The organism is Chloroflexota bacterium, from assembly GCA_034717495.1.
GTDB lineage: Bacteria > Chloroflexota > Anaerolineae > JAAEKA01 > JAAEKA01 > JAYELL01.
Genome location: JAYELL010000033.1, coordinates 76,832 through 88,492, shown reverse-complemented (window position 1 = coordinate 88,492; position 11,661 = coordinate 76,832). Strand labels below are relative to the sequence as shown.

11 protein-coding genes are annotated in these 11,661 nt (G+C 55.3%); 5 read left to right on the top strand and 6 right to left on the bottom strand.

The genetic code is table 11. The features are described 5' to 3' along the window. Nucleotides 1-186 (bottom strand): hypothetical protein (locus tag U9R25_06615; GenBank protein MEA3335566.1); only part of this gene is annotated, 186 nt, incomplete at its 3' end. 275 nt (nt 187-461) lie between these two features. On the opposite strand from U9R25_06615, the gene U9R25_06610 reads away from it, so the two are divergent. The 5 genes from U9R25_06610 to U9R25_06590 all read left to right on the top strand — a co-directional run bounded on the left by U9R25_06610 (nt 462) and on the right by U9R25_06590 (nt 4,190). Further along, complete coding sequence (locus U9R25_06610; GenBank protein ID MEA3335565.1) at nt 462-1,223, top strand: PocR ligand-binding domain-containing protein; 762 nt, start codon at nt 462-464, stop codon at nt 1,221-1,223. A 105-nt stretch (nt 1,224-1,328) separates the two neighbouring features. Beyond that, nucleotides 1,329-2,561 carry an FAD/NAD(P)-binding oxidoreductase gene (locus U9R25_06605; protein ID MEA3335564.1) on the top strand — a complete coding sequence of 411 codons (1,233 nt, stop codon included), beginning with the start codon at nt 1,329-1,331 and terminating at the stop codon, nt 2,559-2,561. Nucleotides 2,562-2,575: 14 nt separating this feature from the next. Beyond that, entirely contained in the window at nt 2,576-3,289 is a 714-nt protein-coding gene (locus tag U9R25_06600) for a DUF1641 domain-containing protein (protein MEA3335563.1), read from the top strand. Nucleotides 3,290-3,382: 93 nt separating this feature from the next. After that, entirely contained in the window at nt 3,383-3,694 is a 312-nt protein-coding gene (locus U9R25_06595; GenBank protein ID MEA3335562.1) for a TusE/DsrC/DsvC family sulfur relay protein, read from the top strand. A gap of 31 nt (nt 3,695-3,725) precedes the next feature. After that, a complete protein-coding gene (locus U9R25_06590) occupies nt 3,726-4,190 on the top strand; it encodes a DsrE/DsrF/DrsH-like family protein (GenBank protein MEA3335561.1) in 465 nt (154 codons plus the stop codon). Between the two features lie 303 nt (nt 4,191-4,493). Here the strand turns inward: U9R25_06590 and U9R25_06585 are convergent, their stop codons facing one another. From U9R25_06585 to U9R25_06565, 5 genes are all read right to left on the bottom strand, one after another. Next, nucleotides 4,494-5,510, bottom strand: a complete 1,017-nt coding sequence (locus U9R25_06585) for a potassium channel protein (GenBank protein ID MEA3335560.1) — start codon at nt 5,508-5,510, stop codon at nt 4,494-4,496. 5 nt (nt 5,511-5,515) lie between these two features. After that, nucleotides 5,516-6,286 (bottom strand): phosphatidate cytidylyltransferase, encoded by a 771-nt coding sequence (locus U9R25_06580; protein ID MEA3335559.1) that lies wholly within the window; start codon nt 6,284-6,286, stop codon nt 5,516-5,518. A 116-nt stretch (nt 6,287-6,402) separates the two neighbouring features. Beyond that, nucleotides 6,403-8,352, bottom strand: coding sequence for an ATP-dependent zinc metalloprotease FtsH (gene ftsH, locus U9R25_06575; protein ID MEA3335558.1), 1,950 nt, complete (start codon nt 8,350-8,352; stop codon nt 6,403-6,405). 275 nt (nt 8,353-8,627) lie between these two features. Then, nucleotides 8,628-11,138: an ATP-dependent Clp protease ATP-binding subunit gene (locus U9R25_06570; protein ID MEA3335557.1), complete on the bottom strand. Its 2,511-nt coding sequence runs from the start codon at nt 11,136-11,138 to the stop codon at nt 8,628-8,630. 301 nt (nt 11,139-11,439) lie between these two features. Next, nucleotides 11,440-11,661: ATPase (locus tag U9R25_06565; GenBank protein MEA3335556.1), on the bottom strand; the 222-nt coding region annotated here is incomplete at its 5' end.

The following is an 11,661-nucleotide window of genomic DNA, read 5'->3' as shown; positions in this document are numbered from 1 at the left end:
TCTGGGCACGCCACCGATGCCAAGAGCCAGGTCGAGGGAGAGGGAGCCGGTGGGGATGGCTTCGACCCGCAGGTCAGCTGCCTCGCCCAGTTTCATGATGGCGCCTTCACCAAAACGCTTTTTGAGATTGGTTATCGTAATGTCCAGCACCTTGCTGCGACCATCGACCTGTCCACGTGCCGCCATAAAAAAGCACAACCTCCGAAGGGTATTCTATAACGCGTATAGTAGTTTACACCATGAGACACAAAAAAACAAATCAAGTTGCCCGTTTCACCCTTCTGATTCTGGCGACATGTTGACTGGTTGCGGTGGATATCTGATGTATTCAGTGGAAAATAATGCATCAAATACAACTTTTTGCATCAAATCTTCCTGAATATGATTTAGATCATATTTTTCGGGAACGAGATGTGGTATTGTAAGGCCATGTTTGTGCCAATATTTACTGGAAATTGCCCATGACCGAGTTGTTGACCACGCGGGAGTTACAAACGATTCTGCAGGTCGATCGTACAACCATCTATCGGATGGCTGACAGTGGTCGCCTTCCTGCTATGAAGGTGGGCAATCAATGGCGTTTTCGGCGCGACCAGGTAGAGGCCTGGCTTCAGGGAAGCAGCGTTGGCGTGGAAATGCCGCCATCTCAAGGGGCCGTTCCCTACAATGGCAGCCTGAAAAAACTGTTCCCGCTTGAATGCGTTCAGTTGATCCAGGATAGTTTTGCCGACGCGTTGGGTGTGATGATGGTTGTCACCGATCTGGAGGGCAAGCAAATCACGCGGCCGAGCAATTCCTGTGGCCTGTTCGACGCCGTCGAAGAATCGCCCGCGGCCCGCAACCGCTGTCTGGACCTATGGGCACGGTGGGCCCGCGATCCCTCGGTGGCACCCAGGTTTCGACCAAGCCACCTGGGTCTGCTTTGCACCAGAGCATTGATTTTGGTCGGTTCTGAAGTCAGGGCCATGCTTGTGGTGGGCGGAATTGCTCCGGATGACTGGCCACCTCCGGAGATGGTGATGGCGCAGATCGCAGCCGATCTTGAGGTTGATCCGGCACTGATTGAGCAGCACGTCGGCGAAGTCCATACCCTGAGCGAGGCCGGGCAGGCCCGGGTATTGCCCTTCGTTCAACGGGTAGCCGACATACTTTCCCATATTGCCAACGAACGAAATGAGTTGTTTGGCCGCCTGCAAAGCATTGCTGAGATCACTCAGTTGTAACCGCAGGTGTTCCTCCAACTCTTAAGGAAACGAGGATAGGTCAGGTTTGACCTGAACGGAGCAAATTCTTGCCCCGTTTCCAGAAAAAAGAAAGGTTTGTCGCTGATGAAACGTATCGTTATCCTGGGTGCCGGGACAGCCGGCACCATTGTCGCCAATAAGCTCTCACAGGAATTGGATCTCACTGAATGGAAGATCACCATCGTCGATCAATCGGAGGTCCACTACTACCAACCGGGCTTTCTGTTTATCCCGTTTGGCATCTATGGCCAAAATGACGTGCAGCGGCCACGGCGTGACTATCTACCGCGCGGCGTCGAGGTGATCATCTCGGAGATCGAGGTGATCGATCCCGCCAACAATCGGGTAACGCTCAAAAACGATGGCCGTTCGCTGCCCTATGACTATTTGATCATCACAACGGGCAGCCATCTCGCCCCCGACGAAACACCGGGCCTTTCCGAGCACGAGTGGCGTAAATCGATCTACGACTTTTATACCGTGGACGGCGCTGTTGCCCTGGCCAAACAACTGCGTACCTGGGATGGGGGACGGCTGGTATTAAATGTGGCTGAAATGCCCATCAAATGCCCGGTAGCGCCACTGGAGTTCATGTTCCTGGCCGACTGGTACTTTTTTGAGCAAGGAATCCGTGACAAAGTGGAACTGGTCTTTGCCACGCCATTGCCCGGTGCCTTCACCAAGCCCCGAGCTGCCGATCTCCTGGGCGACATTCTTGAGGAGAAGAATATCAAGGTCATTCCGGAGTTCAATATTGCCGAGGTTGATCCGGATGCCAAAAAGATCAGCTCCTACGATGAGACCGAGGTGGAATATGACCTGCTGGTGAGCGTGCCGGTCAACATGGGCAGCCAAGTTATCGAACGGTCAGGTCTTGGTGATGAACTCAATTACGTTCCCACCGAAAAGCATACCTTGAAGGCGAAGGATTTCGACAATATCTTCGTCCTCGGCGATGCCACCGATTTGCCCAGCTCCAAGGCGGGATCGGTGGCTCATTTCCAGGGTGATGTGTTTATCGAGAATTTCCTGCGCTACATCGACGGGCTGGAACTGCGAGATACTTTCGATGGGCATGCCAACTGTTACATCGAATCGGGCTTTGGCAAGGGTTTCCTGATTGACTTCAACTACGATGTGGAGCCGCTTCCCGGCAAGTACCCGCTACCGGGGATTGGCCCTTTTTCGCTGTTGCAGGAGTCGCGCATGAACCATTGGGGCAAGATGATGTTCCGCTGGATGTACTGGAACCTGTTGCTCAAGGGTAAGCCGCTGCCCATCACTGCCGAATTGCAGATGGCCGGCAAGTGGAATTAATGGGGGACTCTTCGATGGAACAAAACCTGGTATTGGAACAGGACCCGGCTGTGCAACAAGACCTGGCAATTGCTGAACTCAATCAAAAGATCGATAACCTCACCGAACAGGTAACTTTTTTGAGCGAGGTCGCACGCCAGCAACAGCTACGGCAGCGTGAGTGGGATGAACTCAAGGCGGATCTCAGCCCGATCGCAAACGACATGTACATGGTGGCTGTCGAACAGCTGCAGGAAATCGAACCCCATGTGCAAATCGAGGATTTGCTTCATCTGGTCAAACGCCTGGCTCGAAATACCAACAATATCGAGAATATGCTCGACCAGTTGGAGAGTCTGTCCGATTTCGTGCAGGATGCTTCTCCCATCGCGAATGAAGCGTTCCTTTCGTTGGTGGAAGAACTGGACGAGATGGAGCGCAAAGGCTATTTTCGCCTGATCCGCGAGGCTCAATATGTCCTGGACAACATAGCGGAGGCGTTTGGGCCCGAGGATGTCCGCCAGCTGGGCGACAACGTGGTAACCATCCTGACAACAGTCAAGGAGATGACCCAGCCAGAGGTGATGAACACGGTACAGCACCTGGCGGGTACCATGCGCGAGATGGAAGCGGATCCGGACAAGATCGAAACATCGACCTGGTCCATCCTGAAGCAGCTGCGTGATCCCCAGGTTCGCCGCGGTATGGCGACGACACTGGAAATGTTGAAGGCCGTGGGCGAGGATTAAGAGACTCGGTTGTACCAGCCATGGACTGAATTGACAACCCGTAAACAACATTCTGATCGAATTTCACAAATCACAAAAGGAGAATCTCCGACAATGACAACCCCTGTCACTGAACTGACTGTCGAAATGGATGCTGATGGATTCTTGACCGATCCCGCGGCCTGGACACCGGAAGTTGCCGAATCAATCGCTGCCGATGAGGGCATCGAGCTTAGTGACCGCCACTGGGACGTGATCAACTTCGTGCGCGAGGACTATGGCAAGACCGGCGAGTCGCCGACCCTGCGCCGCATCACGAAGCAGTCTGGTGTAAACACAAAGGAACTCTACCAGCTCTTTCCCAAGGGGCCAGCCAAGAAGGTAGCCCGAATTGCCGGTCTTGGTAAGCCCAAGGGCTGTATCTAACACATTTACTCATGAATATTGGAGGTTTACGATGACTGAAGAGCGAAAAGTCGGGATCATATGCTCCAAGGGCACCCTGGATATGGCCTATCCTGGCCTGGTGTTGGCCAATGCCGCCCGCATGGAAGGCATCGAAGTAGTGATGTTCTTCACCTTCTGGGGAATGGACATTGTCACTAAAAACAAGCAGAAGGAGCTGAAATTCGTGCCCATTGGCAACCCCAGTACGGGAATGCCGAATTTTGTGGCTGGCCTGCCTGGCATAACCAATATGGCCACCAGTATGATGCGCAAGCAGATCGACGGAGTGGACATGCCTCCGGTTGACGAGTTCCTGGAGATGATCCACGACTCGGGCGCCGAGATCTACGCCTGCCGCATGTCGGTGGACATGATGAATCTGACTGACGACGACTTCGTCCCAGAGGTGGATGGTGTTATCGGAGCCATGGAGATGTTCGAAAAGACTGAGGGTGCTCAGATCATTTTCATCTAGATGCATCCAAGCAGTTGCCTATGGTTATTACAATTGACCCCGATGTTTGCCGTCTTTGCGCGCGCTGCACTGCGCAACGTGCGTGCCGGGGGGCAGCCATCTTATGGATTGACCGGGATGAAGCGCCGCTGGTGGACGCGGCGCGCTGCAAGTATTGCCTCGTTTGCGTGGACAAGTGTCCCTACGGTGCCGTGGTGACTCGCGAAACACCTGGGTGAACAAACCGACACCGGGACGCGCTCTGACTATTTTTGGCCAGAGCGCGTTATCCTGCCAGCCTTTGCTGAGCTGAGGCAAGCTGTGTCATTTGTGGTTTGCCAGCTGGGCAAGCTGATGCAACTGGTCAAGGGTGCCCAGGGCTACCAGGACATCTCCCGGCTCTATGAAGTAATCGGATGCCACCGGAGTGAGCATCTCTCCATCGACAGTCTTGATCGCTAAAACGTTGGCGCCGGTCCGGGTCCGCACTCTCGCTTGATCCACGCTACAGTTGGCCAGTTCAGCCTGCGGTTCGACCGGTATCTCCTCCAGCCAGAGCTGGAGATCCTCGCTGTTCATGACCACGTCCAGGAAATCCAATACCGTGGGGCGCAGTAGCACGCCGGCCATGCGCCGTCCGCCGATGGCGTGGGGCAAGATGACGTGGTCGGCGCCAGCCTTGCGAAGCTTTCGGTCGGAATCCATGGCGATTCCGCGGGCCACAATGGTCAAATCTTTGTTCAAGGCTCGGGCCGAGAGAATGATGAAAACGTTCTCGGCGTCGCTTCCGGTAGCTGCAACGATTCCCCGGGCGCGTTCGATTCCGGCCTGACGCAGGATTTCGTCGTCCGTGGCATCTCCGTGGACGAATAACCGCGTTGTGGTGGCAGTCTCTTGCATCTGGTTCGGATCGTTTTCTATGATGACCACTTTGCTACCCTGGGCTTCCAATTCCCTTGCTACCTGCTTGCCGACGCGTCCATAACCACAGACGATATAGTGATCTTGCATTTTTTCCATTTTGCCCTGAATCCACCTTTGCTGTAATGTGCCCTGAAGCTCGCCAGCCACGATGTAATCAGCCATGGTGCTAAACAGAAAGGCAACCGTGCTAACGCCGGCCAGGACGACCGCCATCGTAAAAAGTTGGCCCGTTCGTGACAGGGGGTGAACTTCGCTGAATCCGACCGTGGAGACGGTTATCACGGTCATGTAGATCGCGTCCAGCAGATCCCAGCCTTCCAGGATCATGTATCCGACCGTTCCGACAATGAGGATGACCGAGAAGGAAAGAAAGACGTATAGAAGTCGCTGGGAAAACCGGCGCTGTGGCGTGAGCACTTTTACTATCCCAGGAACGGCACATTCCAGATCGGAATGCCGTCTGTTATCAGCCAGGCCATGCCCAGGGCCGCGATAGTGATAGTCACATTGTCGGTATCCTCTCCGGACACAGCTTCCACAACCGTCGCTGCAAGACAGATCAAAAGGATGGGCACCACTGAACGCGCCAGGTCAATATCCCACACGTCCAGCCGTTGAAAGAGGGCCAGGTAGGCAAAGGAGAAGACGAAGCTGCTGACCAACATGGCGGTACTGCCAGCCCAGGTTTTGCGGTGGTTGAAAGGAAGGACGTTCTTTCCATAGCGGCGCCCGACAACATCAGCCAGCCCGTCGCCCCAGCACAGGATCATCAGAACGATGATTCCTATGGGAGAATCGAGCCAGAAGATGAGGGTCATGGTAACAAAGATGATTCCATATTGCGTCGGCCCGTAGAGAAGTTCGCGACGGTCGCCCTCGCGGGACATAGCTTGCACGGCGCCGTCGTCCTTTACCCAGCCCATTCCAATCAAAAAAAACTGAAGGGTGATCGCGGCGGGGACAAGGGCGGCCAACCAACGGCTCTGTACTTCCCCGCTGAAGAGTAACCAGCACAGGACGAAGATCGGTCCCGTTCCAATGTGGATGAGCTTGCGGGAGAGTTCTCTGGAGACGATCTTGCGTGTTGCCAGGGAGTCGGTGAAACGCAGCCAGCTCAACGCCGCACCGAAGGTGAGAAACAAGGCGATGACATCCTGAAGCCAGGGATAGGGCAGGAAGGAGAGAAGTTGCATTTCGCGGCATTGAAAATCAGCCGGGGCATGTGAAGCCCGGCTGATTCAGCTACAATTCGGAAAGGCGAAAAAACGTAACGGTATTCTCCTGCTGGCGATCACAGGAACGCCAGCGGTCAGGCCGGTGATGGGGCCGGACTGGTCGGCGCTGGTTTGGATTCACCCCGACTATCCTCGCGGGGACGCTCCGGCGTCGGTGGCAGGGTGGGCGCACTGCTGGGAGGTGTTGCAGAGACAGCCTCTCCTTCATTATCCCAAAGCGCCTCAAACTCCTCAGCTGTCAGTGTTTCAACTTCCATCAAGGTGGTGGCAACCAGGTGCAGTTTGTCGAGATTGGCTGCTAACTGCTCTCTCGCTTCCTGGTAGCCTGTTTTAACAAAGGCCTTGACCTCCCGGTCAATTTCGTTTGCCACGGCCTCGCTGTAGTCTCGTTGCTCTGAAATTTCCCGGCCCAGGAAAACCAATTCTTGCTTGCGACCGTAGACCAGAGGCCCCAAGGTATCGCTCATGCCGTAGCGTGTGACCATCTGGCGCGCCAGCTGGGTAACCTTATCCAGGTCATCCCTGGCACCGTCGGTGATTTCGTCGAAGATCAATTCTTCAGCCACCCGACCGCCGAGAGCTACCGCAATGAAGTCCATGAAGAAGGGTTTCGAAACCAGCCCTCGATCCTGTTCCGGGAAGGAGAGCACATATCCTGCAGCCTGACCACGGGGAATGATGCTGATCTTGTAAACTGGATCGGTATTGGGCAGGACCTTGCGCAGGACGGCGTGGCCTGCCTCATGGTAGGCAATAATGCGTTTTTCTGCGGCAGAGATGACCCGGCTGCGGCGTTCGGGACCGCCCAGGGCTACTCGTTCAATCGCTTCAATCAACTCAGCCTGGCCGATGTTTCGCCGTCCCCGCCTGGCGGCAAGGATAGCGGCCTCGTTGACCATATTCTCGATATCGGCACCCACGAAACCTGGTGTGCCACGAGCGACGACATCCAGATCCACCTCTTCCGCAAGGGGCTTGCCCCGCACGTGGATATCCAGAATTGCCCGGCGCCCTTTGACATCCGGCTGATCCATAATGACCCGGCGATCGAAACGACCGGGGCGCAGCAAGGCAGGATCCAGAATATCAGGCCGGTTGGTGGCGGCAATGATGATCACATTGGTATCGGTGTCAAAGCCGTCCATCTCCACCAGTATCTGATTCAGTGTCTGCTCTCGCTCATCATGGCTGCCGCCCAGCCCGGCGCCGCGCTGGCGGCCCACGGCATCAATCTCGTCGATGAAAACGATGCAGGGCGAGTTGCTCTTGGCCTGTTCGAAAAGGTCCCGCACACGGCTGGCACCCACGCCGACGAACATCTCGACGAACTCGGAACCAGAGATGGAGAAGAAGGGCACCCCAGCTTCACCGGAGACAGCTTTGGCCATGAGGGTCTTGCCAGTACCGGGAGGGCCGACCAGAAGCACACCCTTGGGGATGCGGGCACCGAGGGCAGCAAACTTCTGTGGTTCCTTGAGAAACTCGACAACCTCTTGCAGTTCCTCTTTCGATTCCTCGGCGCCGGCCACATCGTCGAAGGTGACGGTGGGCTTGTCGCCGGTGAACATGCGCGCCTTGCTCTTTCCGAAGGACATGGCCTGGCTATTGGAACCCTGGGCCTGTCGCATCAGGAAGAAAAAGAGCGCGCCGATGAATATCAGAGGAAGAATACCTCCGAGAAAGGCGAGCCAGCCTCCCATCTCCGCTGGTGGATTGACCGTGACGACCAAATTGGGTGGCATGAGCATTTCAGACGAAACACCCAGGCTTGCCATCAACTCGGTGAATGAGACGGCCTCTTCTTTGGTGGAGTCGTAGACTTCACCATTATCCAGCGTGACGGTCAGGTTTTCTCCCTCGACGTCGACGCTTGTTATTTCACCTTCTTCAATCCACTGGGCGATCTGGCTGACTTCGACCGACTCCGTTCGCTGCCCCTGGGGAAAGAGGCTGAAGAACAGGGCAGCAGCTGCCACCAGGATCAACAAGTAGACGAAACCATTTCGAGTCCAACCGGAACCCACGTTACTCCTCCAAGATCGAGAGTCGGACAGCACCCGGAATGCCCGGTGGCTGCACAGCCTGACTATGATACACCAAAATTATACCAGAAAATGGGCCCTATTGCCAGCGTGTTACCTTACGGTTGGCTGGCGAGACCCCCATTCTTTGCCACCGTTCCTGGCCTTAGACACGAGAGAACGCTCATGAACCTGAACAGTTGAACCGACTCGCCACGTGGCGAGTCGGTCCTGATCGACAGCCCGGATGGCTGAACCACTGTTGCTTTGATTCGCTTTCAGGCCAGCGCCATCTCAATCAACTCGTCGGCCGAGTCATCGTCCTCCAGATCGACAGGCCGGGAAGCAGTGACCTCCATCACGAGTTGGCGTTTGCCATCGTCATCAATTGTCACCGAGGCAGTTATTGTATCACCAGGTTTGAAGTCTCCGGCAAGCAAGCCCTCGCTGAGTCTGTCCTCAACATGGCTTTGCACAACCCTGCGCAGTGGCCGGGCACCATAGTCTGGATCGTATCCCTCGTCGGCCAGGAAGAACTTGGCCTCATCGATCAACTCGAGGGCAAGTTCGTGCTCTTGCAGTTGCAGATAAACCCGTTTCAATTCAAGATCGACAATCTCGGTGAGCTCTTCCTTGGACAGATGCCGGAAGACCATGACACCATCCAGGCGATTGAGGAATTCAGGGCGAAACTCCTGCTTCAAGGCATCCACCACTCGATCCTTCATGGCCTCGTAGTCTTGTTCACGCTTGGATTCGTTGTCAGCGGTAAAGGCGAAACCCAATTTGCTGGCTCTTTTGATCAGCTTCGCGCCCACATTGGATGTCATGATCAGAATGGCGTTGCGGAAATCTACCCGGCGCCCCTTGGCGTCGCTGAGGTGACCATCCTCCATGATTTGCAGAAGCATATTGTGGGCCTCAGGATGGGCCTTTTCCATTTCGTCAAAAAGAATGACGCTGTAGGGCCGGCGACGGACCGCCTCGGTGAGCTGGCCACCTTCTTCATAGCCAACATATCCAGGGGGTGCGCCCACCAGCCGGCTGATGTTATGGCGTTCCATGAATTCGCTCATATCGAGCTTGATCAAGGCCTCTTCACTGCCGAATAGAAATTCAGCTAACGTCTTGGCCAGTTCAGTCTTGCCTACGCCGGTCGGGCCAAGGAACATGAAAGTGCCGATGGGCCGTTTGGGATCCTTCAATCCCGCCCGTGCTCTGCGAACCGCCTTGGAGATCGCGAGGATTGGCTCATCCTGACCGATAACCCGCTGGTGAAGGGCCTCTTCCATCTGAAGGAGACGTTCACTTTCCTCCCCGGCGATGCGCTGGACTGGCACACCTGTCCACATCGCAACCACCTCGGCCACATCCTCAGCGGTCATCTGCGGCCTGTTGGCCAGCGATTCCCAGCCAAGTCGCATCTGATCGAGTTGGTGCTTCAGCTCCACCTCCCGGTATCTCAGATCGATGGCTTCGTCGTACCGCTCAAGCTCGATGGCCTCATTTTTTTCTTTCTGAAGCGCCTTGTATTCGACGAAGGCCTCTCTCAGATTATTGGCTTCGGGCGACTTGTACATTCGTACCCGGCTGGCTGCTTCATCGATCAAATCAATAGCCTTGTCAGGCAGAAAACGATCGGGCACGTAGCGGGCCGACAGCTGGGCCGCAGCCACCAGAGCGTCATCAGAAATCGCCAGCTTGTGATGGTCCTCATAGACCGCACGAATGCCTTCCAGAATTGTAATTGTTTCCTCGATGGTTGGTTCTTCGACCAAGACTGGCTGGAAGCGTCGTTCCAGGGAGGCGTCGCCTTCTATGTAGCGTCTGTACTCGTCCAGGGTCGTTGCACCAATACATTGGACCTCTCCCCTCGCCAGGGCTGGCTTGAGGATATTGGCGGCATCGACAGCACTGCCTGCCGAACCGGCGCCCACCAGCATGTGCACCTCATCGATGAACAGGATGGCGCCACTTTCCTTGATCTCGTCGATGATTTTCTTCAGGCGTTCCTCGAACTGGCCCCGGTACATGGTGCCAGCCACCAGGGACCCTACATCCAGCATCAGAAGGCGCTTGTCCAGCAACGATTCCGGCGCGTCGCCGGTAATAATGCGCTGGGCCAGGCCTTCCACAATGGCAGTCTTGCCAACACCTGGTTCACCGATCAGAGCGGGATTGTTTTTCGTTCGCCGGGAGAGGATCTGAATGACTCGTTCGATCTCTTTCTGGCGACCAATCACAGGATCCAGGAGATTTTCCTCGGCTTGCTGGGTCAGATCAAGCCCCAATTGGTCGATCAGTGGGGTTTTGCTTTCCTGTTTCTTACGATCCTGGATCTGCTCGGTCTGCAGCAAGCTGCGGGCTGTTTGTGTGCGGACTTTATCCAGGCTGACGCCGAGACTGCGTAATACATTGACAGCAATACCTTCGCCCTCTCGTACGAGACCGAGCAGCAGATGTTCGGTGCCAATATACTGGTGTCCCATGAGCCGAGCTTCCTCCACCGACAGCTCGATGACCCGCTTGGTGCGAGGCGCCAGCGTTGGTTTACCGTAGGGTGGCCGGTCGCCACGGCCCACGGCTTTTTCGACAGCACGGATCACCTGGATGGGCTCCACACCAAGCTCGCGCAGCACTTTCACGGCGACACCATGATCTTCCTTGACAAGGCCGAGAAGCAAGTGTTCAGTGCCGATATAGTTGTGGTTGAGACGTTGGGCTTCCTCTTGAGCCATTGTCAGCACCTTGCGGGCTCGTTTGGAGAAGCGATCCAGTTTGTCAGACATGGTTGACTTCCTTAAAAAATTCTTTCCGTCACTAAGTTGCTGTGCAATACGGGATTCTTACCTGAACAGATCAGGATAGCGGTTTTGCCGAAAAGGGTAACATCCTACTGCGATTATAGCACAAGTCACCACGTGTTGCGTAGTAGGGCGAGTTCCAAATGGCCTGTAGGCCAGGTTCCAAAAAATGAAAGGAGGCTGATACGCGGGCACGAATCAGCCTCTCTGCCAAGCCTGCTGGTTGAAAAAGATGCAGAAAGCAATGGGTCCTGAAACCTGAAGGTTTTCCTATAGGCGAGACGATCTAGGACTCGGGGGCATCCTCGACATCCTTGTCCGTTACCTCATCTTCATCCTCGACATTGCTGTCCGTTACCTCATCTTCATCCTGGACATCGTTGCCCGTTACTTCGTCCTCGACATTGCTGTCCGTTACCTCATCTTCATCCTGGACATCGTTGCCCGTTACTTCGTCCTCGACATTGCTGTCCGTTACTTCGTCCTCGACATCGCTGTCCGTTACTTC

Excerpts from the sequence above, each read along its gene's own strand:
- U9R25_06595 (MEA3335562.1), top strand. The coding sequence starts at position 3,383 with ATGACAACCCCTGTCACTGAACTGACTGTCGAAATGGATGCTGATGGA.
- U9R25_06600 (MEA3335563.1), top strand. The coding sequence starts at position 2,576 with ATGGAACAAAACCTGGTATTGGAACAGGACCCGGCTGTGCAACAAGAC.
- U9R25_06590 (MEA3335561.1), top strand. The coding sequence starts at position 3,726 with ATGACTGAAGAGCGAAAAGTCGGGATCATATGCTCCAAGGGCACCCTG.
- U9R25_06570 (MEA3335557.1), bottom strand. The coding sequence starts at position 11,138 with ATGTCTGACAAACTGGATCGCTTCTCCAAACGAGCCCGCAAGGTGCTG.
- U9R25_06610 (MEA3335565.1), top strand. The coding sequence starts at position 462 with ATGACCGAGTTGTTGACCACGCGGGAGTTACAAACGATTCTGCAGGTC.
- U9R25_06580 (MEA3335559.1), bottom strand. The coding sequence starts at position 6,286 with ATGCAACTTCTCTCCTTCCTGCCCTATCCCTGGCTTCAGGATGTCATC.
- U9R25_06605 (MEA3335564.1), top strand. The coding sequence starts at position 1,329 with ATGAAACGTATCGTTATCCTGGGTGCCGGGACAGCCGGCACCATTGTC.